This is a genomic window from Streptomyces sp. L-9-10, from assembly GCF_004151105.1.
GTDB lineage: Bacteria > Actinomycetota > Actinomycetes > Streptomycetales > Streptomycetaceae > Streptomyces.
Genome location: NZ_PHRF01000077.1, coordinates 43,645 through 65,763, shown reverse-complemented (window position 1 = coordinate 65,763; position 22,119 = coordinate 43,645). Strand labels below are relative to the sequence as shown.

The 22,119-nt window shown below is 70.5% G+C and carries 21 protein-coding genes; 9 read left to right on the top strand and 12 right to left on the bottom strand.

Features of this window, described 5'->3' with window-relative positions; all coding sequences use genetic code 11:
• Positions 1-25 precede the first annotated feature (25 nt).
• The 4 genes from CU044_RS19845 to CU044_RS19830 all read right to left on the bottom strand — a co-directional run bounded on the left by CU044_RS19845 (position 26) and on the right by CU044_RS19830 (position 3,938).
• Positions 26-907, bottom strand: coding sequence for an ABC transporter permease (locus tag CU044_RS19845; RefSeq protein ID WP_129770058.1), 882 nt, complete (start codon positions 905-907; stop codon positions 26-28).
• Positions 904-1,653 (bottom strand): ABC transporter permease, encoded by a 750-nt coding sequence (locus tag CU044_RS19840; protein ID WP_165371942.1) that lies wholly within the window; start codon positions 1,651-1,653, stop codon positions 904-906. The genes CU044_RS19845 and CU044_RS19840 overlap by 4 nt, the downstream gene beginning before the upstream one ends.
• 182 nt (positions 1,654-1,835) lie before the next feature.
• A complete protein-coding gene (locus CU044_RS19835) occupies positions 1,836-2,891 on the bottom strand; it encodes an ABC transporter substrate-binding protein (RefSeq protein ID WP_129770056.1) in 1,056 nt (351 codons plus the stop codon).
• Positions 2,892-3,074: 183 nt separating this feature from the next.
• Entirely contained in the window at positions 3,075-3,938 is an 864-nt protein-coding gene (locus CU044_RS19830; RefSeq protein WP_205124092.1) for an ABC transporter ATP-binding protein, read from the bottom strand.
• A gap of 87 nt (positions 3,939-4,025) precedes the next feature.
• Here CU044_RS19830 and CU044_RS19825 point away from each other — a divergent pair, with 87 nt between their 5' ends.
• Positions 4,026-4,994, top strand: a complete 969-nt coding sequence (locus CU044_RS19825) for an alpha/beta hydrolase (protein WP_129770055.1) — start codon at positions 4,026-4,028, stop codon at positions 4,992-4,994.
• A 3-nt stretch (positions 4,995-4,997) separates the two neighbouring features.
• A complete protein-coding gene (locus tag CU044_RS19820; protein WP_129770054.1) occupies positions 4,998-5,744 on the top strand; it encodes a GntR family transcriptional regulator in 747 nt (248 codons plus the stop codon).
• Positions 5,745-5,860: 116 nt separating this feature from the next.
• On the opposite strand, the gene CU044_RS19815 is transcribed toward CU044_RS19820, so the two are convergent.
• The gene (locus tag CU044_RS19815; RefSeq protein WP_240045719.1) at positions 5,861-7,276 is read right to left on the bottom strand and encodes a CaiB/BaiF CoA-transferase family protein; all 1,416 of its coding nucleotides are present in this window, start codon (positions 7,274-7,276) and stop codon (positions 5,861-5,863) included.
• A gap of 8 nt (positions 7,277-7,284) precedes the next feature.
• Complete coding sequence (locus CU044_RS19810; RefSeq protein WP_205124091.1) at positions 7,285-8,322, bottom strand: MBL fold metallo-hydrolase; 1,038 nt, start codon at positions 8,320-8,322, stop codon at positions 7,285-7,287.
• A gap of 153 nt (positions 8,323-8,475) precedes the next feature.
• On the opposite strand from CU044_RS19810, the gene CU044_RS19805 reads away from it, so the two are divergent.
• From CU044_RS19805 to CU044_RS19795, 3 genes are all read left to right on the top strand, one after another.
• A complete protein-coding gene (locus CU044_RS19805) occupies positions 8,476-9,408 on the top strand; it encodes an aldolase/citrate lyase family protein (protein ID WP_345790141.1) in 933 nt (310 codons plus the stop codon).
• Between the two features lie 707 nt (positions 9,409-10,115).
• Positions 10,116-10,766 (top strand): DUF4232 domain-containing protein, encoded by a 651-nt coding sequence (locus tag CU044_RS19800; RefSeq protein WP_129770052.1) that lies wholly within the window; start codon positions 10,116-10,118, stop codon positions 10,764-10,766.
• Between the two features lie 184 nt (positions 10,767-10,950).
• Positions 10,951-11,784, top strand: a complete 834-nt coding sequence (locus CU044_RS19795) for an NAD(P)H-binding protein (RefSeq protein WP_129770051.1) — start codon at positions 10,951-10,953, stop codon at positions 11,782-11,784.
• 106 nt (positions 11,785-11,890) lie between these two features.
• On the opposite strand, the gene CU044_RS19790 is transcribed toward CU044_RS19795, so the two are convergent.
• Together CU044_RS19790 and CU044_RS19785 are read right to left on the bottom strand one after the other, a co-directional pair.
• Positions 11,891-12,283 carry a VOC family protein gene (locus CU044_RS19790; RefSeq protein ID WP_129770050.1) on the bottom strand — a complete coding sequence of 131 codons (393 nt, stop codon included), beginning with the start codon at positions 12,281-12,283 and terminating at the stop codon, positions 11,891-11,893.
• An 87-nt stretch (positions 12,284-12,370) separates the two neighbouring features.
• A complete protein-coding gene (locus CU044_RS19785; protein WP_129770049.1) occupies positions 12,371-13,105 on the bottom strand; it encodes an SDR family oxidoreductase in 735 nt (244 codons plus the stop codon).
• Positions 13,106-13,260: 155 nt separating this feature from the next.
• On the opposite strand from CU044_RS19785, the gene CU044_RS19780 reads away from it, so the two are divergent.
• Positions 13,261-13,725 carry a MarR family winged helix-turn-helix transcriptional regulator gene (locus CU044_RS19780; RefSeq protein ID WP_129770048.1) on the top strand — a complete coding sequence of 155 codons (465 nt, stop codon included), beginning with the start codon at positions 13,261-13,263 and terminating at the stop codon, positions 13,723-13,725.
• A gap of 240 nt (positions 13,726-13,965) precedes the next feature.
• On the opposite strand, the gene CU044_RS19775 is transcribed toward CU044_RS19780, so the two are convergent.
• Positions 13,966-14,436, bottom strand: coding sequence for a MarR family transcriptional regulator (locus tag CU044_RS19775; protein WP_129770047.1), 471 nt, complete (start codon positions 14,434-14,436; stop codon positions 13,966-13,968).
• 230 nt (positions 14,437-14,666) lie between these two features.
• Here CU044_RS19775 and CU044_RS19770 point away from each other — a divergent pair, with 230 nt between their 5' ends.
• The gene (locus CU044_RS19770) at positions 14,667-15,293 is read left to right on the top strand and encodes an isochorismatase family protein (protein ID WP_129770046.1); all 627 of its coding nucleotides are present in this window, start codon (positions 14,667-14,669) and stop codon (positions 15,291-15,293) included.
• Positions 15,294-15,542: 249 nt separating this feature from the next.
• Complete coding sequence (locus CU044_RS19760) at positions 15,543-15,890, top strand: TetR-like C-terminal domain-containing protein (RefSeq protein ID WP_240045717.1); 348 nt, start codon at positions 15,543-15,545, stop codon at positions 15,888-15,890.
• 144 nt (positions 15,891-16,034) lie between these two features.
• Here the strand turns inward: CU044_RS19760 and CU044_RS19755 are convergent, their stop codons facing one another.
• The 3 genes from CU044_RS19755 to CU044_RS19745 form a co-directional block, all read right to left on the bottom strand.
• Positions 16,035-16,910, bottom strand: a complete 876-nt coding sequence (locus CU044_RS19755; RefSeq protein WP_129770045.1) for a copper homeostasis protein CutC — start codon at positions 16,908-16,910, stop codon at positions 16,035-16,037.
• Entirely contained in the window at positions 16,907-18,430 is a 1,524-nt protein-coding gene (locus CU044_RS19750; protein ID WP_129770044.1) for a M81 family metallopeptidase, read from the bottom strand. Before CU044_RS19750 ends, CU044_RS19755 begins: the two co-directional genes overlap by 4 nt.
• A 252-nt stretch (positions 18,431-18,682) precedes the next feature.
• On the bottom strand, positions 18,683-19,930 hold the full coding sequence (locus CU044_RS19745; RefSeq protein WP_193564009.1) for an ROK family protein: 1,248 nt from the start codon (positions 19,928-19,930) through the stop codon (positions 18,683-18,685).
• 316 nt (positions 19,931-20,246) lie between these two features.
• Between CU044_RS19745 and CU044_RS19740 the strand changes: the two genes are divergently transcribed.
• Positions 20,247-22,064 carry a peptide ABC transporter substrate-binding protein gene (locus CU044_RS19740; RefSeq protein WP_129770043.1) on the top strand — a complete coding sequence of 606 codons (1,818 nt, stop codon included), beginning with the start codon at positions 20,247-20,249 and terminating at the stop codon, positions 22,062-22,064.
• Positions 22,065-22,119: the final 55 nt, after the last annotated feature.

The following is a 22,119-nucleotide window of genomic DNA, read 5'->3' as shown; positions in this document are numbered from 1 at the left end:
TCGATAGTTATTGAGTGTCGGTACGTCAGCGGTTGACGTGCAGATGCCAGGGGGCCAGTCGGCGCAGCGCCGTCTCCGTACCCGCCCGCGCGACGATGCCGAGCGTGGCCAGGACGAGGACCGCGACGAACGCGGCATCCTGTTCGAACGAGTGCGCGTTGCTGAGGATGTAGGTGCCCAGTCCCGGCAGGCTCGCGAGGAACTCCACCGCCACCGCGCCGACCAGGGCCCGGCCCACCGCCACCTGGACTCCGGCGATGATGAACGGCAGTGTTGAGGGCAGCAGGACGTCGAGGACCACCCGCAGCCGCGACAGCCGCAGCACCTGGGAGAGTTCCCCCAGTTGGGCGGGTATCTCGCGGGCACCGTCGCCGGTGCTCACCGCGCAGGGCAGGAAGGCCGACAGGGCGATCACGGCCAGCCGGGTCTGTCCGGAGTAGCCGAGCCAGATCGTCGCCATCGGCACGATGGCCAGCATCGGCATCGCGTACAGACCGCTGATGTACGGGGACGACAGATGCCGCAGCCACGGCACCCTGCCCAGGCCCAGACCGAGCGCCGTACCGGCGGCGCAGCCGAGGAGCAGACCGAGCGCCACCCCGCCGAGCGTCTCGCCGAGCGCGGTGCCGAACGACTCGGAGGTCAGCGTCGGCCAGAGCGCCCCGGCCACACCGGACGGCGTGGGCAGATAGGCGGGCAGCCACAGCCGTACCGAGGCCTCCCAGACCACGACGACCACAAGGGCCACGGTCAGTTTGCCGAGCAGGCCGGCCGTACGGGGGCTCAGCGCGGAGCCACGGGGGCCCGGGCGTCCCTTCGGCCGGCCGGCCGGGCGTCCCTCCCGTCCGTCCGGGGTACGGGACCCCTGCGTATGGGCTGATGCCGAGGTGTCCTGATGTGTCGTCATGCCTTCACCGTCCGCCACCGTGCGAAGTGCCGCTCGACCGCCCGGCCGAGGCCCATCAGGGCGACGGCCAGCACCGACACCAGCACGGTCAGACCGAGCACCGTGGCCGTGTCGAACCGGGTGCCGGCGGCGAGCAGCAGTCCGCCGACTCCGCTGGCGTTGAGGAAGAACTCCGCTGCCAGGGTCCCCACGAACGCCATCGCGATCCCCTGCCGTACCCCGGTCATGGCGTACGGCACGGTGTGCGGCAGCAGTACGTCCTTCCAGATGCGCCACTCACTGCTGCGGAAGGTACGGGCGACCTCCAGCAGGGTCGTCGGCACCCGGTGTGCCCCCTCCGCCGTGTTCACGACGACGGGGAACACCGCGGTCAGAAAGACCACCAGCGTCTTGGCGGACAGACCGAAGCCGAACGCCGACAGGATCAGCGGGGCGAGCGCCACGATCGGGACCGACTGGAGCGCGAAGAGCAGCCAGTCCGTGCTCGCCCGCAGCAGCCGGGCCCGGGAGAGCAGCAGGCCGAACCCGACACCGACGACGATCGCCAGGGCGAGCCCGATCACCAGCAGCTTTCCCGAGGAGAGCAGCGCGCTCGGCAGTGAGCCGTCCTGGACCATGTCGAGCAGCGCCGAGGCCGAGCGGCCGGGTGTGGCGAAGAGGACGGGGTCCCGCTGCCCGGCGAGCTGCCACAGGCCGAGCCCGGCCAGCAGCCCCGCCGCCGAGATGGCGAGCGGTCGCAGACGCACCGCCAGGGGAACCAGGGATGCCGTACGCGGAGATGTCGTACGCGAGGATGTCGCACGCGGCGATGTCCTACGTACCGCGCGCGGTCCGGTACGCCGAGTGCGGGCGGCGGCAGGCGGTGGCGGACCGGCGGCAGGCGGCCGGGAGTCGGCGCCCGGGGTGGTCCGCTGCTCTGGGGCCCGCATCACTTGCCCGTCGCGTCGGCGAAGACCGACGGGTCCACCAGCGACTCGTACGCGGGAGCCTTGGCCTTGGGCACGTTGCCCGCCTTGACCGCCTCGTCGATGGTGTGCTGGACGGCGGCCTTGTCGAGGCCGTCGCCGTCCTTGGGCCAGACGCCGAGCGCGAGGAACTGCGGCAGCGCAGCCTCGGTCACGGTCTCCGGTTCCTTGGTGACGGCTGCCGCCTCGGCCGCGACCTGCTTGGCGTTGGCCGGCTCGTACATGAAGGCGACCGTCTCGCGGAGTGCCGCGACGACCTTGACCCAGGTGTCCCGGGCGGCGCCGCTGAGCTGGTCCTTGCGGGCGACGAGCACGGTGTAGTGCTGGAGCGGGTCGACATCGGCGAGCGTCATGACCTCGTTGACCTTGGTGCCGGGGTCGATCTTCTCCCGTACGGTGGCCAGTTCGTCTGGGTGCAGGACGGCGAGTTCGACCTGACCGGCCACCAGCGCGTCGACGGTGGGCGGGCCGCCCACGTTGATGGTGCTGACGTCTTTCGCGCCGAGGCCGCAGCTCGCGAGCATGGCGCCCAGTCCCAGGGCCTTGGGCGCGCCCACCGCGTCGACCGCGACGGTCTTGCCCTTGACCGAGGAGCAGTCGGTGACGCTTCCGTCGGTACTGGCCAGCAGATAGGTCGGCTTGGGGAAGCCCATCACCGAGACGATCGAGCCGCCGCTCGCGCCGAGGGCGACCGCGCCCGGGGTGCCTATGATGCCGCCCTGGATCTCGCCGCTCTGCACCGCGCGACCGACATCGGCTCCGGTGGTCAGCGGGCGGAGGGTGACGTCCACGCCGCGTGCGGAGAAGAAGCCCTGCTTCTCCCCCACGTACAGAACGGTGTTCAGATAGATCGGCGGGATACCGGGCACCCCGATGGTGATCTTCGTCTTCCCCTCGGCCGCGGCGCCGCCCGCGGAGTCGGAGGACGAGTCGTTCGAGCCGCAGCCGGCAGCGGCTGCACCGAGAGAGACGAGTGCGGCCAGTGCGGCCAGTGCGCGTCTGCGCCGGGAGATTCTCATGCGAACTGCTCCTTCTGCCGCCGTGCCGAGTGCGAGTGAGGGTGCGCGACGGGGAGGCGGTGCGGGTGGTGGTGACAGGTGGGCGAAGAGCGGTGGGTGAGGGGCGGTGAGCGAAGAGCGGTGGGTAAGAGGCGGCGGGCAAGGGGGAATCAGGCTCGGTCCCTGCCGGGCACGGCCGGGCGGTCAGGGCCGCGCGTCGGCGTTCATGATCAGTGACCAGACCCGCTCGCGGATGGCGAGAAACTCCGGGGCGGCCAGTACGGACCGGTCGCGGGGGTGCGGGAGCGTCACGTCGATCAGCTCGGCGACGCCACTTGGCCGCCCGTTGAGCACGGCGATCCGGTCACCGAACAGAACGGCCTCGTCTATCGAGTGGGTGACGAACAGCATCGTCACGGGATGGTCCTGCCAGATGCGCAGCAGCTCGAACTGGAGCACTTCGCGGGTCTGGGCGTCCAACGCGCCGAAGGGTTCGTCCATGAGCAGCAGCCGGGGGCGTACGGCCAGCGCGCGGGCGAGCCCGGTGCGCTGCTGCATACCGCCGGAGAGCTGGTGCGGATACGACTTCTCGAAGCCGGACAGGCCGACGAGGGTGATCAGCTCCCGGGCCCGTTCCTGCGCCTCCTTCTTGGCGACGCCACGCACGCGCAGGGCGTAGGCGACATTCGCCTCGACGGTCTTCCACGGGAAGAGGCCGAAGTGCTGGAAGACCATCGCCACCCCGTCCGGGGTGCCGGCCGTGGTCTGTCCGTCGATACGGACCTCGCCCTCGGCGGGCGGGATCAGTCCGGCCACCGCCCGCAGCAGGGTGGTCTTGCCGCAGCCGGAGGGTCCGACGATCGAGAGCACCTCCCCGGCGCCGATGGTCAGATCGATGTCCTGGGACACGGTGCGTTCGCCGAAGCGCATGGTCAGCCCGTCGATCGCCACCGTGGCGCCACCGTGCGCGCCGGCCGGTGCGGCCGTCCCTGCTGGCCCTGGCGCGCCGGTTCGGGGGTCGCGGTGTGCGTCGCCCTCGCTGTGGTGCACGGAGTGGGTCGTGGTCATACCGGGGATTCTGAGCACTAGGATGCCTGACATGCAATAGCTATACTCAAGAAACCGAAGAATGCATGATCCTGACGTGAGGTGCCTATGACTGCGACGGCGATGTCCCCGGCCACGTCGGCCACGTCTCTGCTTCTGCTGCACACGTGGGGCGGGGACGCGCGCACCTGGGCACCCGCGCTCCGCTTTCTGCGCGCCGGGGGGCGGGCCGCCGATGCGCCCGATCTGCCGGGGCACGGCGAGCGGGCCGCCGAACCGTTCTCCCTGGCCGGAGCGGTGGAGACGGCCGCGGCGCGCGCCGCCGAAGCGGTCCGGGACGGTCCGGCGGACAGCCCTGCGGACCGCCTCGCGGACGTTCTTGAGGACCGCCCCGTGAACCACCCTGCGGACCGCCCCGTGAACCGCTCAGTTGACCAGCCCGTGAACCACCCTGTGGACCGTCCCGTGGATGTCGTCGGCTCCGGTCTCGGGGCCCTTGTCGCGCTCGCCCTCGCCCGCCAACGGCCCGGCGCCGTACGGTCGCTGACCCTCGTCGGGTTTCCCCCGGCCGGGGGGCCCGCTGCGGCGGCACGGCTGGCGGAGACCGAGGAACGGCTGCGCCGCGCCGGGACCGCCGCGTTCGCCCGGGGCTATGTGGACGGCACCCTGCGCGGCCCCGATCCCGCCCGGCATGAACTGCTGCGCCGGGCGATGGCGGCCACCCGCCCGCGGACGCTGCTCGACTCCCTGCGCGCCACGCTCGGTTGGGCCGACGACGAACCGCCCCGGCCGCCCGGCCCGCCCTGTCTGGTGCTGCGCGGCGCCCACGACGAACGCGTCGGCGCCGAGGCGGCGCAGACCCTGGCCGGGCAACTCGGCGGCACCTACGCCGTCGTACCCGGCGCGGGCCACGTCGCGTACCTGGACGAGCCGGAGGCCTTCGCCGAGGTCCTCAGGGACTTCCACCACGGCCTGGACCGCGCTGCGGGCGGTCCGGCCGGTCGATACGGCACGGAACACGTTCCGCCGATGCGACACTCATCAGGCCCGCCGACCCCGACGCTCCCCGAGCGCTGAGCCATGAAGGACACACCCATGCTGCCGCCGGCCCGCCGACGTCCCTCCACAGCGACCGACCGTGTCGCGCCGAAGGGGGCGAAACCGCTGACGAAGCGCGACCGTATCGCCACCGAGCTGCGGCGGATGATCAGCGAGGGCGAACTGCCCCGGGGCAGCCGTATCCAGCAGGACGTGCTCGCCGCGATGTTCGACACCAGCATCACCCCGGTCCGCGAGGCGCTGCGGCTGCTGGAGGCCGAGGGCGTACTGGTCGGTGAGCCGCACAAGGGGGTCCGGGTCGCCGACGCCGACTACGAGCAGGTCAAGACCGTCTATCTGCTGCGCCGCCTGGTGGAGCCGTACGCCATGCAGCGGGCCGCCCGGCGGCTCTCCCCGCGCGACATCGACCTCGCGGAGCGGCTGGTGACGGAGATGGAGGAGGCCGCCGCCGAGGGGGACCGGGCGCGGCTGAACGCGACGAACCGTGAGTTCCACTTCCTCTTCTACGCGAACTGCGGCAACGAGGGGCTCACCGACGAGATCGACCAGCTCTGGCAGAAGTTCCCGTGGGATGTGCTCCAGGTCCTGCACGACCGGGCCGAGGAGACCTCCAACGAGCACCGGGCGATGCTGGCCGCGGCCCGGCTCGGCGACGGCGACGCGCTGGCCAGGGCGACGGAATGGCATCTGGCCCGCAGCTTCCTGGCGCTGGCACGGCATCTGACGGGGCAGCAGGTCGTCGACCCGTTCGACGTCGACAACGACTGACCGGGCCTTTCGCCCACGCCTGTCACCGAGTCCTTCACCGCGGAGTCCTCCGTCGCGCCCGTCACCGAGCCGGCCGCCGCCCCAAGGGGCCGCGGCCGGTCCGGCTGTCGGGACGGCTACAGGGCGGGCGCCGCAGGTGCGGACGTTCCCGGCGCGGACGTCCCTGACGTCGGCGTACCCGAGGTCGCAGTACCCGAGGTCGCTGTACCCGAAGCCGGTGTACCCGAAGCCGGTGTACCCGATGGCGATGCATCCGATGGCGAGGTACCGGACAGCGGTGCGGACGCGGGCGGCGTCAGCGGTGCGTCCATCTCCGCCTGGGACAGGCCCAGTTCACGCAGCACGTCCGCGGTGTGTTCGCCCAGGGCCGGCACCCGGCGCCCTCCCGGCGCCTCCGGTTCGCGGTGCAGTGGCGAGGTGACCACCCGGACCGCCCGCCCGTCCGGCAGCGTCGCCTCCGACCAGCGCCCGGTCGCCGCCGCCTGCGGATGGTCCAGGACCTCGCCGATCTGGTTGAGCCGCGCGTAGGGCACATCGGCCCGCTCCAGCCGCTCGGTGACCTCGGCAGTGGAGAGCCCGCTCAGCCGTGCCTGCACCGCGCGTTCGGTGCGCTCGCGGTGCCGTACCCGGGAGGTGTTCGACGCGAAAGCGGGATCGTCCAGCAGCCCCGGCTCGTCCAGCACCGTCCGGCACAGCCGCCGCCACTGGCCCTCGTTCTGCACCGCGATCAGTACGTCCTGGCCCTCGGCCGTCGTGTACGGCCCGTACGGCGCGATGCTCGCGTGCCGCAGCCCGGCCGGCGGGGGCGCGGAACCCGCGTGCAGCTCGGCGAGCAGGAGCGGGCTCATCCACTCCAGCAGTACGTCGAACAGCGCCACGTCGATCCGTTTGCCCAGACCGGTGCGCTCGCGTGCGTACAGGGCGGCGGTGACGGCGGTGAGCGCGTACGTCCCCCCGGCCAGATCGGCCAGGGACACCCCGGGCTTGGCGGGCGTCTCCGGTGTGCCGGTGGCCGTGATCGTTCCTGCCTCGCCCTGCACCAGCGCGTCGTAGGCCTTGCGGGTGGCGTACGGTCCCGTCGCCCCGTACCCGGAGAGGTAACAGCGCACCAGACGCGGGTTCAGCCGGGCCAGTTCCTCGTCGGGGACGATCCGCTCCAGGGCGCCCGGCGCGAGATTGGAGACGAGGACGTCGGCGTCGCGCAGCAGCCGACGGAGCACCTTCCGCCCCGGCTCGGCCTTCAGATCCAGGACGACGCTGCGCTTGCCCCGGTTGAGCCAGACGAAGTGGCTGGCCAGGCCATGCACGGCCTCGTCGTAGCCACGGGCGAAGTCCCCGCCGCCCGGTCGCTCGATCTTGATCACCTCGGCGCCCAGATCGGCGAGATGCCGGGTGCAGAGGGGGGCGGCGACGGCCTGCTCGACCGCGATGACCCGGACGCCCCGGAGATCCGCGGCCATGTCCCCGCCCCTGCCCGTACGCCCGCTCGTGTCCGCGCCCGCGACCCCGCCGCCGCTCATGTCCTCGTTCATGTCCGTCGTCATGAGCGGCCGAAGTGCAGCACGGTGCCGACGGCGGGCTGTACATAGTGGGAGGGGAGATCACGGGCCAGCCGCGCGTGCGTGTGCAGCCCGCTGCAGTGCATCGGCATGACGGTGGCGACCTCCAGCTCGGCGAGCGCGTTCGTGGTGAGCCCGACATTCTCCGCCGGGGTGGTGGGGAAGCCGAGATGGAAGCCGCCCATCACCGCGCGGATCGGTTTGGGTCCGCAGACCGCGCGGGCCTGGGCGATCGTATTGATGACACCCGCGTGCGCGCAGCCGGTCAGTACGACCAGACCCACGTCCTTCACATCCACCACGAGTCCCATCTCGTCCGTCACCTCGTCCCGGCGCAGCCTGCCCTCCGCCGAGACCTGGTAGAGACCGGGATCGCCGGGGCTGAACGCCGGAGCGGCACCGGCCTCGAAGTCGACCTCTCGCGGGATCTCCCCGGTGGTGTGCACGCCCCAGCCGAGGTCGAGCGAGTCCCTGGTCAGTACGGGGATACCGCCGGACTTCTCGACCTCGCCGAAGCCGAAGGCCGCGTTGTAGACCGGCGAGGTCCGGCCGTCGCCCATCACCGCGTACCGGGGCAGTTCCGCGTCGGCGTGTGTGGCGACCGGGACACGGCGTCCCGCCAGACCGAGGAAGCGGTGGATACCGCCGAAGTGGTCCGGGTGGCCGTGACTGATCACCACATGGTCGATGGCGGCGGGGTCCACGCCGAGCACCCGCATGTTGTGTTCGAGGACCGTGCCGGTCAGACCGGCGTCGAACAGCACCCGGAGGGTGTGCCGGCCGCGGACCGCCTCGATCAGGAAGCTGATGCCGTTCTCCGCCTGGGGCGGGACACGCTTGGGGTCGAAGTGCTCGATGAGCCCGTACCGGGTGACGCAGTGGTCGTCACCGTGCCCGTCGTGTCCGTCGTGCCCGCCACTGAGGCCGTCACCGCCGGTGGGGCTGGCCTGGTCGGGCAGCAGCATGTCCACCTGGTTCTCGACCAGCACGGTAATCGTGACGCTGTCGGCTTGGAACACGCCGCGATCCCCTCCTCGTCGGCGGGACACGGCCCCGCCCCTCGTCACGGATCCGGACCGCCCACACGGTCTCACCGCACGAGCCGACCCGAAGTATTGTGACTGGTAAGCTACATCACCACTTAAGAAAATGCATCATCCTGTTCTTTGTGTGTGAGGAGTAGCCCGGTGCCCCCGCGTCCATCTCATCCCCACCCCCGTTCCCATCTCTATGTGCCCGCTGACCAGCCACGTTTTCTGCGCAGCGCCGCTCGTACGGAGGCGGACGCGGTCATCCTCGATCTGGAGGACGCCGTCGCGCCCCTGCACAAGGACGCGGCACGCGCCGCCGCCGTCGGGTTCGCTCTCGGCCGCCAGGACGGCGGACCGGAGCGCGGACCGGAGCTGTGGGTACGGGTCAACGGGGGCGCCCGTGGTCTCGACGACGCCCGCGCGCTGCTCGCCACGGGCCGGGTCGACGGACTCTGGATGCCCAAGGCGAGCGCCGGGGCCGAACTGGACACCCTGGCCGCCGCCGTGGGCGCGGCCGTCACCTCGACCGGCGGGTCCGTCGCCCTGGGGCTCCTTGTCGAGAGCGCGGCGGGGGTGCTGAGTCTCGGTACGGCCGCCCGGCACCCCGCCGTGCGCCGGATCCAGCTCGGCGAGGTGGATCTGCGCGCGGATCTGCGGATGGAGCCCGACTCCGCCCGCGGTGACGATCTGCTCGACTGGGCCCGTGGACCGGTGGTCGCGCACGCCGTCGCGCACGGGCTGGAGTGCGCCGTCGCGCCCGTCTCCGTCCATACGTCCGACAGCGCGGCGTTCCGCGCTTCCAGCCTGCGACTGCGCGCTCTCGGGTTCCGGGGGCGTGCCTGTATCCACCCCCACCAGGTCACGGTCGCCAACGAGGTGTTCGGCACCGACCCCACCGAGCTGGCCGACGCGCACGCGCTGCTCGATCTCTTCGAGCGGCACGAGCGCGACGGCAGCGGCGCGTTCCGCGACGGGCGGGGCGCGATGGTCGACGCGGCGACGGTACGCAGGGCCAGGGACCTCACCGGACGCGCCGTCGCCCGTACCCACGAAGACCGACCGGACAGGACCTAGCTAGGGTCTTTCGTTTGGATCATGCCGGGCTCGCGTGCCCGCGGTGACATCAGCCGCTGCCGCGGCGGGCCGCGCCTCGCCGCGTTGTCGCCGGTCACCAGGGCTCCGCCATGGCTCCCTCCTCCGCCTTGCGATCCTCCCCCGTAGCCTGAACGGCACGGGAGGGACCCCCTCCACCAGACCCCCTGATCCGGCCTGATCCAAACGAAAGACCCTAGTCGGCCCGGAGCTCTCCCGGATGATCGACGAGAACCGGGCGGCTCCCCCACGTGTCTACGGGACCTGTACAACCCGGCGGGCAGAGACCCTGGCGGAGGCCATGCCACCGGTTGGGGTCAAGATCCGCCGGGTTACGAGTCTGTCCCAGCGGGCGTCGGCCGCGAAAAGGTGCGCGGCTGCGGCCGGAACCGCCGTCCGGGCCCATCGGCGCCACGCCCCGGAGCGGTACGGCGCACCCGTGTGCGGGCCCCATTTCCCGGGCCGGACGGTGGGCAGGGGAAGGTGACCGCCGGGGAGCGGGAGAGGCGGGTGCGGGCGGAGTGTGCCCGGTGGCGGTCGCGCGTTGTGCCTGGCTGTGCGTGTAACAGCAATGTATTAGGGGGCGGTTGGGTGCAACGGCCTGCCGGGCCGGACGGGTCCTGGTGATCAGAAACGCCGGCTCGTAGCCGAGCAGTCGGCAGACCCCGACCGATACTGAGGAAGAATCGATGCGCGTTCACAAGCTGACCTTCGCCGCCCTGGCCGTTGTCGCGAGTCTCTCGCTCACGGCCTGCAACGAGGAGGACCTCACGGGACAGGGCAGCCCGTCGGCCGGGTCCACCGTGTCTCCCTCGGCCGGCGGTTCGGATCAGGGCGGTGAGCAGGACTCCGCCGGGAAGAGCTCCGGCGGGCAGGGCCCGGTCGCCGGGAACGGCTCCGACGGGAACGGCGAGATCGGCAAGTGCCGCACCGACGATCTGGACATCACGGCTGCGGACGGCACCATCGGCGGCGACACCGAGGGCACCGTCGCGGTGGAGCTGAAGAACGGTGGCGGCCGGGACTGCGTGCTGTCCGCGTACGCGGGCGTCGACCTGGAGACCAGTTCGGGGACGCTGTCCGCGGAGCGCACTGGTCAGCAGGCGGACACATCCGTCCTCAAGGACGGGGAGTCGACGTTCTTCGGCGTCACCTACCCGATCAACGAATCGGGCGGCTCCGGTGTCCGCGTCACGGCTCTTGTGGTGACCCCGCCGGACGAGACGAAGTCGTTCTCACTCGAGTGGCCGGGCTCCGCGACGCTGCCCGTCTCCGACGGGTCGGGCTCCCCGGTGAAGGTCGGTCCGATCGGCAGCGCCGGTCAGGGCGGTGAGAGCTGACCTCCGCGGCCTATCGGTGCTCGTGCCGCTGATCCGCGGATATCCGCCGCCCCTCCCCCAGTCCACCTCGTACGCGCCTGCGACGCCCAGCTCATGGCACCTGTCGAGCCTCTTGACCTCAAGTTGAGTTGAGGTCTTAGCGTCGGATCATGTTGACCGCTGCGGGATGGCAGGAGAGGACCTCATGATCCTCGTGACAGGGGCCACCGGAAATATAGGAAGCGCCCTCGTGAAGGAGCTCCGGACGTTCGACGTCGGACCGTTGAGGGCACTCACGCGTGACACCGCGCGGGCCGAGTTTCCGGAGGGCGTCGAAGCCCTTGAGGGCGACCTCACTCAGACGGCCTCGCTGAAGCCCGCACTGGATGGGGTGCGTTCGCTGTTCCTTGTGTCCCGTATGGGCTCGGACGCCGACATCATCGATGCCGCCGGGCGGGCGGGTGTGGAACATGTGGTGTTGGTGTCATCCATTACCGTCCAGACCCATCCGCACCTGGGTCCCGCGGGCGAGAACCTGGCCGTCGAGCGACTGCTCATGGACAGCGGCATGGCGTGGACGATCCTGCGACCGACGCAGTTCGCGTCGAACGCGTTGTGGTGGGCGGGAGCGATCCGCCGGCACGAAGCGGTCCGCGTGCCGTATGCGGACGTCGGCCTCCCCACGATCCATCCTGCGGACATCGCGTCGGTGGCCCGGGCTGCGCTGACCGAGCCCGGCCACCGAGCGCGTACGTATGCGCTGACCGGCCCGGAGACGGTCACGGCCCGGCAGCAGGTCGGGACCATCTCGGCAGCACTGGGGCGGGAGGTGCCGTTCGCCGAGATCAGCCGGCAGGAGGCCCACGGCCAGATGGCCGGCTTCCTCGGCGACGAAGCCGCTGACGCGGTGCTCGACCTGACGGGCGGCGATGTCAACGACGAACTGATCATGGTGCGCGACACCGTTTCCCGGATCACCGGCGCCCCGGGCAGGACGTTCCGGCAGTGGGCCTCGGAGAACGTCGCCGCCTTCCGCTGAGCCGTCGGTCCGGGGCACATCCACCGCCCACGGTCAGCGGCGCGGCCCCTCGGCGGCCGAGCGGCCCGGGATCAACAGCCGTGAAACGATCAAGCCACCTCACACATCAGCTCTGGTCGTAGGGCGTGGTGATGAACTCGGCCAGGACCGTGCCGCCGGGGTCGAGTGTGTAGAGTCCGCGACCGCCGTAGCCGCGGTTGATCTCGCCTTCCAAGGACTTGCCCGGGTTCGGCCAGAAGGGGACGGAGTCCTTCTTCAGGCGCGCCAGGATCGCGTCGAACTCCTCGTCGGTCACGAGGAAGGCGACATGGCTTTCGTTGATGCGGTCATGAGGGACCAGGTCGTCGGCGAAGTCGATGCCGACGTTGTTCGATGTGGTCACTTGGGTGAATCGGCCCCAGTCGAGTGGGGTGGGGGCCGCCATCAGGTCGGCCAGAAACGCGGCGGACTCTCGCCGGTCGCGGCAATGGACGATGATGTGGTTCAACTCGTTCGCCATCTCGGCTCCTTCTGTATCCCGGCCGTGGCCAGGGGATGTCCGTGGGCCGTGCAGCGTGTGCCGGGGGCACGTTCGGCTCCCGGTGCGTCAGCTCTTGACCGTGCCGCCGAACTCTTCCGGGACCAGGTCGGCCTGCTCCGCGCCGCTCCTGATCAGGCCGAGGATCGCATCGGCGACGTCCTCGGGCGGCTGAGGCCGCAGCCCGCTGGCGGCCTCCATCTTCCGCGCGTCCTCGACGCTGCCGCGGAGCGTCCCGACGAACTCGGTCTCGGTGATCGACGGGTACATCAACGACACGACGATGCCGGCGTCGGCGACCTCGGCGCGGGCGATGGCCGAGAGTTTCTGAAGAGCTGCCTTGGAGGCGGCATACGCGCCGGACCCGGGCAGCGTCGACCAGGTGATACCGGAGCTCACATTGATGATGGCTCCGGCCCCCTGCTGACGCATCACCGGGAGGACCGTCTGCATCGCGACCAGAGGCGCGACGAGGTTGAGCTCCAGAAGGGCCCGGAAGTCGTCAGGGTCGATGGCGTCGACAGTGGCCTGCAGTCCCTGGCCCGCGTTGTTCACCAGGACGTCGATCCGTCCGAACTTCTCGACCGCGTCCCGTACGGCCTTCTCGACCTGAGTCCGGTCCGTCACGTCGCAGGGCACGGCCAGGGCCCCCTCCCCGAGCTCCTCGGCGAGCCGCCGGATGCGTTCCTCGCGGCGAGCGAGGAGCACCACTCGCGCGCCGGCTCGGGAGGCGGCTCGCGCAGTGGCCGCTCCGATGCCCGACGACGCTCCGGTCACGAGCACTGTGGCTCCGTCGATGTCCATAGCAGGTTTCCTCATCTGTGAATCAGAGTTGGCTTCGAATCAGGGTTGGCTTCGCACCGGCAGCGGCACGGCCCGAGTGGCCGCGCCGACCGCCCACGCGCCAGCTAATGCTATCAAACGATAGCTATCGTGTGACAGGAATGTATTCTCGCGGTATGAGCGATGTCAAAGCCTCCAGCCTCCACGAGTTGGCCGACCTGATCGTCGCCGTGGGGCGACATCTACGGCCCCCGAGCGACCCCTCGTTCGAGCCGTGCACGCCGATCGAGATCAGCGTCATGCGGTTCATCAACCACAACCCCGGAACCTCCGCGCGAGCCGCGTCGGAGGCGACTTTTCTGCCCACGAGCAACTTCAGCCGCGTTCTGCGCGGACTGGAGAAAAGGGGCCTCGTGGACCGCGTCGTGGACGACCGCAGCGCCCGGAGCGTATGCCTGTATCCCACCGAGAAAGCCCGCCAGAATCTGCAGTATCTACGCGACCACTGGGACAGGACCCTCCAGGGCATCGTCGACGACCCCGCCACAATCGACGCCGTCAACGCCACTCTCCGGCGCATCGAGGAAGAACTCACAGCGCGGCGCCGCGGCACGGACAACCAGGGAAGCCCGTCCGACTAGCCGGCCGTCCGACTGGCCGACGTGGCGGCGTCGGCGGGCCGCGCGCCCTATGGGGTTGTGGTGCCTGTCGACCCACTCGCCTCAGGCCGCCGGGCGCCCGGTGCCGGTTCCCCGCGGTACCCACGCCGAGCCCAGCGGCATTCCGGGGGTTCCCCTGCCCACTCCGTCCGTCTCATCTCCGGACCGACACCCGCGTACGCCACTCTGGCTCAGCCGGCCTCACCGGTCGGTCCGGCCTGACTATGTCCCGGCGCCTTGGCTGCCGTGCTCGGTCTCGGGCTGGAGTGCGGCCACGCGACGGAGAGTGGCCTTGAAGGCGCTGTACTCCTGCCTGCCCAGCGCCGTCGCGTGGCGCTCCTCGATCGTTCGCATGATGGAGGTGGCGGCCTCCATCTGGAGCAGGCCGCGTTCGGTGGGGTGGATGAGTTTGGCCCGGCGGTCCGCGGGGTCGGGTTTGCGTTCGACGTAGCCCAGACGTTCGAGGTCGTCGATGAGGGTGCCGATGACCTGCTTGTGCTGTCCCGAGGTGCGGGCGAGTTCGCTCGCACGGATGCCGTCGGATCGCAGCTGGGCGAGGACGGCGCCGGCGCGGGGCTGGATGTCGTCGAAGCCCTGCTCGGCGAGCAGGGTGAACAGCTCACGCTGCACGGAGAAGAGGACCCGGGCGGCGAGTACGCCGAGGTCCGGTTCCTTGGCCTGGCCTCCGGTCAACGCCCCTCCAGTCTCTGCTCTCTGCGCATGCCTGCCGCTCCGCCCTGGCCTGCGATTTTAGCCCGCCCGAGGGGCCGGGCGTCGCCCTGATGCGCGATGCCTCCTCCAGGCCGGTGCTTGCGCTCCGGATGGCAGGGGCGTAGCCTCAAATTAGTCACCAATATTGACTATCAAGATTAGTGACCAATTGATCCGTGACACCCAAGGCCCCGCCCTCGAAGGAGCGAAAGATGAGTGAGCGCAGCAAGTTCCAGGAGTCGATTACCCGGGAGAACGCCGTCGTGGTGCTGGTCGACCATCAGGTGGGCCTCCTCTCCGGCGTCCGGGACATCCCGGTAGGCGAGCTGAAGCACAACGTGGTGGCGCTGGCCCGAGCGGCGACCGTGTTGGGCATCCCACTGGTCGTCACCACCACCGCGGCCGACAGCATGTGGGGGCCGACCACTCCCGAACTGGTCCAGGCACTGCCGGCCGGACAGAAGATCATCGACCGCAACAGCGTCAACGCCTGGCACGACGACCGGGTCCGTGAAGCCATCGAGGCCACCGGCCGACAGAAACTGATCTTCGCCGGGGTGTCGCTCGAGGTCTGCGCGGCCCTGCCCGCGATCTCCGCCACAGGCGCCGGGTACGACGCCTACGTCACCCTGGACGCCTCCGGCACCTTCAGCCAGGCCAAGCGGGAGGCCGGACTGCTCCGTATGCAGCAGGCGGATGTCATCGTCTCCGACTACGCCACCCTCATGGTCGAGGCGCTGGCGGACAACGCCGCCCCCGAATCCGGTGCCCTCTACACCGCCCTCGACATGCCGTTCGCCGTTCTGGTCGGCCAGATCTCCGCGGCCTATCAGGCATAACGCCCACCGACCGCCGGGCCGGGCGGCGTCCTGAAAACAGACATGCCCCCGGCCGTCGGCAGCTGGTGCACACCGTGCCATCCGTATCGCCCCACGCGCCGTGGGTACTTGGCGACGAAGTCGTCGGGGGCCCGGTGCCGCTCACTTCGCCGGCTCTACGGCGCCGGGGCCCGCCAGGAGGGCAGACAGGGTGCGCGGAAGCCACTCGGAGATGATCTCCAGGACTTCGGGGAGTTAGGTGACCGCGCAGTGCCCGGTGTCGGGCAGCAGGTGGACCTCGGTATCGCGGCGCCCTTCGAATACCAGGGTGTACTCCTGCGGGACATGGACGTCGCCCGTTCCATGTCGGCCGCGGCGGACGGCCAGGCCCTGGCCGAAAGCCGCGAGGAGTTCTGGAAGTCGCGGTCCGACCTGGCCAGGATCATGATCGACCGAGCCGTCACCCGCGGAGAGCTCCCCGAGGGCACCGACCCGGCGTTCATCCTCGAAATCCTCATCGCACCGCTGCACTTCCGGGCCCTGCTCACCCGCCGGCCCAACAGTCACCACCTCAACGGCAGGCTCGTCGACCTGCTCCTGGACGGCCTCACTCACTGACTCGTGCACGCCGTCCGCCGACCCTGATGAGACCGACCACGCGGGCCGGCCGCCCGACCCCGGCCGTGCGCTCCCTGCCGGAGCGCGCCGCCCGGCTGCGTGCAGGGCGCGGGTGTGGCGTCGGCGGGTGCGCCGGCCGGCCGGTCAGCCGGTTGCCCGCGACTCCAGCATTCTCCTGGCCTCGGCGACCACCGTCGGGTCAGTGACGAAGTGCGTGTCCTGCTCGGCGGAGCCGCTGGAGGCGCCGAGGGGGATCCACGCACCCCCGCGCCGGGGTTCGGCGCGGCGCTTCGCGGAGAGGTGAACGGCGGCGACACCGGCGGCGGTCAGGGCCGGGATGCCGGCGGGGCGCACCCCGCCGCCCGCCATCACCTGCACTCCGGGCGCGGCGTCGACCATGGCGGCGAGCGCGGCGAGTCCCTCTCCGGCGGCCGGAGCGCCGCCGGAGGTCAGCACCCGGGTGAGCCCCAGGGCGGGCAACAGCGCGGCGGTGGCGACCGGGTCAATGGACAGGTCGATCGCGCGGTGCAGGGTCACCTCGACGGGGCGGCCCGCGTCATGAGCCGCCGCGGCGAGGCGGGTGACGGCGTCGGTGTCGAGGCCGCCGTCGGCGGTGAGCGCGCCGACGACCACGCCTGAGGCACCGGAGGCGATCACGGACCGCACCTCGGCGGTCATCAGGGCGACCTCCTCGGCGTCGTGGACGAAGTCGCCCGGTCGGCAGCGGACCAGGACCTGCACCGGCAGGCCCACGGCGGCGACCGCCTCGACGAGGGCGGCCGACGGGGTCAGACCGCCCAGTTCCAGGCCGGTGCAGAGTTCGACGCGATCGGCTCCGTGGTCGAGGGCGACTCGGGCACCGGCCGGCGAGGTGACGGCGATCTCCAGTGCGGGCCGGCGGACCGGTCCGGCCGGGCCGGTCCGCCCGGGTCCGGCAGCCTCGGCCGCCACCGGTGCCGGAGGGTGGCCCGAACCGCCGGCCCGGGGCAGGCCGAGCGGCCCGGTGATGTGGCCGGTCATTCGTCGTCCCCGGTGAGCGGCTGGTTGGAGGCCGGGATGATACGGGCTGTCAGATCCGGGTCGGCCATGTCGCGGTCGAAGGGGAACATCGGGCGGCGGATGCGGCGGTGGCCGAGGCGCACCAGGTCCTGGTCGACACCGCCGGGAGTGAGGGCCATCTTCCAGCCGACCGACATGTCGAACAGCTCGGGCTCCAGGTAGCCGATCTTGACGATCACGATGCCGGCGGAGCGCGGGTCGAGGTCGAGGTCGGTGAAGTCGTGCTCGTGGTGGTACGGCTTGCGCAGCCCGGTGAGGATCGCGTACACGCTGCCGGTCCGGATGACGACCTCGGTCCCGGCGTCCCGGTCGCCGTGCCGGATCGCGTGGACCACGCCGGTGAGGGTGACGGGGCCGGCGTGCCGGTCGTCGACCTCGGCGCCGGCGGTGACGGTGACGGTGGCGCCGATCCCGGCGGCGACGGCGGTCTCGATCGCGGCGGGGCCGGGTACCGAGGCGTAGATGACCGTCGGGCCGTCCTCTTTCTGGAATTCAGGGCGCTCCAGCAGCCGGGTCAGGCCCCAGGTGACGTCACCGGCGCCGCCCGCGGTGGGGTTGTCGCCGGTGTCGCTGATGAAGTACGGCCGCTGGTCGGAGGCGAGGGCCTCGTCGAGGAGTTCGTCGTAGGTGCCGGTCGGGGCGACGAAGTCGAAGTCGTGGCGGGCGTTCCAGAAGCCCCGGGCGAGTCGTTCGGCCCCGGCCGAGACCGCCGCCGTGTCGTCGCCGGTGACGACCACGACGGCGCGGTTGCGGGGTTCGTCGGCCCAGGCGTAGCCGACCCAGATGGCGGCGTCCGTCACGCCGTCGGCGGCCTCGATCTCATCGACCGCCGCATACACGCTCTTCGCGGGTTCGATCCGGGTGGAGGTCTGCTCGCCGGCCAGCAGCACCGGGACCGGCACCCACGCCTTGACCGGGCGGGGGCCGCCGGACGCCAGCAGGCCGACCAGGTTACGGACGGCACGCTCCTTGGTCTCCATGTGGTCCTCGTGCGGGGCCATCCGGTAGCAGGTGATCAGGTCGCTGCGGTGGGCGAGTTCGCGGGAGACGTTGCCGTGCAGGTCCATCGAGGTGGAGACGATCACGTCGGAGCCGACGGTGGCGCGGATCCGCTCCAGCAGCACGGCCTCGGCGTCGTCGATCCCCTCCACGGTCATGGCGCCGTGGATGTCGTACCAGAGGCCGTCCAACGGGGGCAGCGCGGCGAGGCGCTCGATGAGCTCGTCGGTGAGCCCGGTCCAGGCGGCGGCGGTCACGGTACCGCCGGGCAGCGATTTGCCGACCAGGGCGCCGTGCCATTCGGCGGCCTCACGCAGTTCCTCTCCGGGGGCGAGGAAGGGGTACCGGTCGAAGATCTCGGCGCCGCGCGAGGGGTGGAAGGCGGGGGCTTCGGTGCGGGCCGGGGAGAAGGTGGAGGACTCGATGCCGAGCCCGGCGACGGCGATGACCGGGCGGGCGGCGGGGGTGCGGGTGTGCGACATGGCTCCTCGGACGGGGTGTGGTGCGTGAGGCGGGTTCCGCGGTCCGCCACGGGGGCGTGCCACGGACTTCGGTACCGGGCGGGTGCGGGGACTTCGGAAGTGGCCCCTGGACCAGGCCCCCTGGGCTCAGGGCTCGGGGGCCTGGAACCGGTGGATCGTCCGGGAGCCGGCGTACGGACCGCGGCTTCCGGGCGGGTACGTCGCCGCGGGCACGGAGTAATTTCCGGGACTGTCAGGCTTTTTGCAGCGGCGTCAGATCCTTCCGCGGCTCGTGGCGGTGTGCTGCCGGTCGTCGCCGGGGGCGCCGCGGCCGATGTCGCCGAGGGCGCGGGTCAGGGCGCGCTGGAGGGCGAAGAGTCCGGCGCCGACCAGGCCGGCGTCGGCGCCGAGACTGGCCCGCTCGATGGTGAGGTGTTCGGTCACCAGCGGGTGGCAGCTTTCGTAGAGCTTGCTGCGCACCGCGGCGACGAACGGTTCGAGGGTGGAGAGGATGCCGCCGAGGTAGACGGCGTCCGGGTTGAAGAAGTTGACGTTCGCGGCGAGCACCTGGCCGAGGTGGTCGCCGGCCCTGCGGACGGCGCGGGTGGCTTCCGGGTCGGCGTCGGTGGCGAGCCGTACCACGTCCTCGGGGCTGGCGACGTCGAGACCGCGTTCGCGCAGGATGCGGACGAGCGCGGCGCCGGACGCCACCGTCTCCAGGCAGCCGGTGTTGCCACAGGAACAGGGGATGTCGGCGCCGCCGTCGATGCGGATGTGGGTGATGTCGCCGGCGGCTCCGGTGGCGCCCCGGTAGAGGCGACCGTCGGCTATGACACCGGCACCGATTGCCGAGCCGATCTTCACCATGATCGCCTGCCGGTGCTCGGCGGGCCTGACACTCTGCTCGCCGACCACCATGCAGTTGGCGTCGTTGTCGACGGCGACCGGGACCCCGAAGCGCTCCTCCAGCCAAGCGGCGACCGGGAAGCGGTTCCAGCCGAGCATCCGGGACGGCATGACGACCGCGCCGGAGTTGACGTCCACCGGGCCGGGCAGGGAGAGCCCGACGCCCCGGAGCCGGTCGCGTCCACGCTCCTCGGCAAGGGACTCCAGGTGCTCGATGAGCCTCGGCAGGGCGGCCTCGGGACCGTCGGCGACCTCGAACGGGACGTTGGCGACGTCACGGACACCGCCGCCCGGGAGCACCACACCGATCCGGGCATGGCGGCCGCCGACATCGGCGGCGACGGCGTACTCGTCGCTGCTGCCCGCCCTGAGGACCCTGCGGGGGCGGCCGCCGGTGGAGGACTGGGTGCCCTCCTCGGCGATGAGCCCGCGCTCGACCAACTGAGCCACGGTGAGGGAGATGGTGGAGGCGGCCGTGCCGAGGAGTTCCGCGAGTTCGGCGCGGGACGATGCCTGGCCCGAGGCGACGAGTTCGAGGACCCGCATGGCGAGGGTGGTCGTGCCCCTCTGGGACACGCCCTTGACGGTCTTGTCCCGTGCACTTATTTCAGTCATGTACGAAGTAACTTCCGCAACGGTGTGTGTGACGGAGACAGTACGCCCCGTCCAGGCGGGCGAGGAACAGCTTTACGAAGAAAGTGAAGAGCGCCGACACGAGTCAAATCGCCTCAAATTGACTCATAGACACCTCCCGAGACGTCTGGAGCGGATGGATGTGACCTTATCGAGATCACAGAAACTTACTTTTTACTAATTCTTGTTTGTTTGTTCGGCACGTCCGTCGTTGACTGTCGCCGTACGCAGCGCCGACCCCGCGGCGCCGACCCGGTCTCCCGGGACGTATGCGGGTCCTTTCACTCTGAGGAGAGTAATGTCCCTTGCTTACACGGCCGCAGGCCGCCGCTGGGCCCTCGTCGCGGGTGCCGCCGTCACCACCGGCGCGCTGCTCACCGGCTGTTCCGGAGGTGGTACCTCGTCGTCCTCCGGCTCGGCGTCGTCGGACACCATCAACTACGCGCTCCCGGCGAACTTCACGCCGAACTGGATCCTCCCGGTCGGCACCGCCTCGCACCTGAACACCAACAACTCCTCCATATCCCAGGCCGTCTGGGAGCCGCTGATCGCGTACGACGGCTCCACCGGCAAGGTCGGATGGAACAAGGACAACTCGCTGGCCACCGACGCGAAGTTCGCCGCGGACAGCAAGAGCGTGACGGTCACCCTCGGCGATCGTCACTGGAGCGACGGCAAGCAGATCACCTCACGCGACGTGGAGTTCTGGTTCGCCCTGGTCAAGGCCAACAAGGAAGACTGGGCAAGCTTCAGCCCGGGCAAGGCGCCGGACAACTGGACCTCCTTCAAGACGATCGACGACACGCACTTCACGATCACTTTCGACAAGGCGTACAACCAGGAGTGGATGCTCGCCAACGAGCTGAGCATGATCCGCCCGATGCCGCAGCACGTCTGGGACAAGACCAGCGACCCCGGCGCCGTCTCCGACCTGGACCGCACCGCCGCCGGTGCCAAGAAGGTCTGGACGTATCTCAACAACGCCGCCAAGAAGATCTCCGGCTACGCGACCGACCCGTTGTGGAAGACGGTCAGCGGCCCGTACACCATCAAGTCGTTCTCCACCGCGGGCAAGGTCGAGCTGACCGCCAACGCGAAGTACGACGGCGGTGGCAAGGCCAACATCAAGAACGTCAATCTGCTGCCGTTCACCACGGCCGACGCCGAGGCGAACGCCCTCCGCGCCGGCACCGTCGACTACGGCTACATCAACGCCACTGACCTGAGCCAGGAGTCGTCCTTCAAAGCCAGGGGCTACTCGGTGAAGCCGTGGACCGGCTGGGCGATCACCTACATGCCCTACAACTTCAACAACCCCGCCATGGGCTCGGTGTTCAAGCAGTTGTACGCCCGCCAGGCGATCCAGATGTCGGTGGACCAGACCACCCTCTCCAAGGTGGTCTTCAACGGCACCGCCGTCCCCACCTACGGCCCGGTTCCGCAGGGCCAGGACTCGTCCTTCGTCTCCCCGGAGCAGAAGACCAACCCGTACCCGTTCGACACGGCCAAGGCGAAGAAGCTTCTCACCGACCACGGCTGGACCGAACAGGGCGGCACCATGGTGTGCACCAGTCCCGGCACCGGCGACAACCAGTGCGGTGCGGGCGTCGACAAGGGCACCACGTTCGAGATGCAGGTGCTGTCCCAGTCCGGCTCGACCGTGACGGACAACATGATGAGCGCGCTGCAGTCGTCGTTCGCGAAGACCGGAATCAAGTTCAGCATCAAGACCGCCCCGGTCAACTCCGTCCTGTCGCAGTCAGGCCAGTGCACCGCCGACGAGTCGGGCTGCACGTGGCAGCTGTCCTTCTTCGGCACCGCGGGCAGCTGGTACTTCCCCGCCTACCCGAGCGGTGACTCGCTCTTCGCCACCGGCGGCGGCTCCAACTTCGGCAGCTACTCCAACGCCGAGGTCGACAAGCTGATCACCGAAACCACCACGTCCTCCTCGAACGAGGCGGTGCGGAAGTACAGCGCCGCGCTCGCCAAGGATCTCCCCGTGATCTGGCTGCCGGAGCCCGATTACCAGATCTCCGTGGTCAAGAACGGCCTCGGCGGCTTCGCCCAGGACTCCCTCGCCAACTTCCACCCCGCCATGTGGAAGTGGACCAAGTAAGCCCGGTCGGTGCCCGCGCGGGCCTTCGGAGTCGCCCGTCCACCCCGGACGGGCC

Bases quoted from the DNA above. Each gene is read 5' to 3' on its own strand.
- CU044_RS19845 (WP_129770058.1), bottom strand. From the start codon at position 907: ATGACGACACATCAGGACACCTCGGCATCAGCCCATACGCAGGGGTCC.
- CU044_RS19835 (WP_129770056.1), bottom strand. From the start codon at position 2,891: ATGAGAATCTCCCGGCGCAGACGCGCACTGGCCGCACTGGCCGCACTC.
- CU044_RS19830 (WP_205124092.1), bottom strand. From the start codon at position 3,938: ATGACCACGACCCACTCCGTGCACCACAGCGAGGGCGACGCACACCGC.
- CU044_RS19825 (WP_129770055.1), top strand. From the start codon at position 4,026: ATGACTGCGACGGCGATGTCCCCGGCCACGTCGGCCACGTCTCTGCTT.
- CU044_RS19820 (WP_129770054.1), top strand. From the start codon at position 4,998: ATGAAGGACACACCCATGCTGCCGCCGGCCCGCCGACGTCCCTCCACA.
- CU044_RS19815 (WP_240045719.1), bottom strand. From the start codon at position 7,276: ATGAACGAGGACATGAGCGGCGGCGGGGTCGCGGGCGCGGACACGAGC.
- CU044_RS19800 (WP_129770052.1), top strand. From the start codon at position 10,116: ATGCGCGTTCACAAGCTGACCTTCGCCGCCCTGGCCGTTGTCGCGAGT.
- CU044_RS19795 (WP_129770051.1), top strand. From the start codon at position 10,951: ATGATCCTCGTGACAGGGGCCACCGGAAATATAGGAAGCGCCCTCGTG.
- CU044_RS19790 (WP_129770050.1), bottom strand. From the start codon at position 12,283: ATGGCGAACGAGTTGAACCACATCATCGTCCATTGCCGCGACCGGCGA.
- CU044_RS19785 (WP_129770049.1), bottom strand. From the start codon at position 13,105: ATGGACATCGACGGAGCCACAGTGCTCGTGACCGGAGCGTCGTCGGGC.
- CU044_RS19780 (WP_129770048.1), top strand. From the start codon at position 13,261: ATGAGCGATGTCAAAGCCTCCAGCCTCCACGAGTTGGCCGACCTGATC.
- CU044_RS19770 (WP_129770046.1), top strand. From the start codon at position 14,667: ATGAGTGAGCGCAGCAAGTTCCAGGAGTCGATTACCCGGGAGAACGCC.
- CU044_RS19755 (WP_129770045.1), bottom strand. From the start codon at position 16,910: ATGACCGGCCACATCACCGGGCCGCTCGGCCTGCCCCGGGCCGGCGGT.
- CU044_RS19750 (WP_129770044.1), bottom strand. From the start codon at position 18,430: ATGTCGCACACCCGCACCCCCGCCGCCCGCCCGGTCATCGCCGTCGCC.
- CU044_RS19745 (WP_193564009.1), bottom strand. From the start codon at position 19,930: ATGACTGAAATAAGTGCACGGGACAAGACCGTCAAGGGCGTGTCCCAG.
- CU044_RS19740 (WP_129770043.1), top strand. From the start codon at position 20,247: ATGTCCCTTGCTTACACGGCCGCAGGCCGCCGCTGGGCCCTCGTCGCG.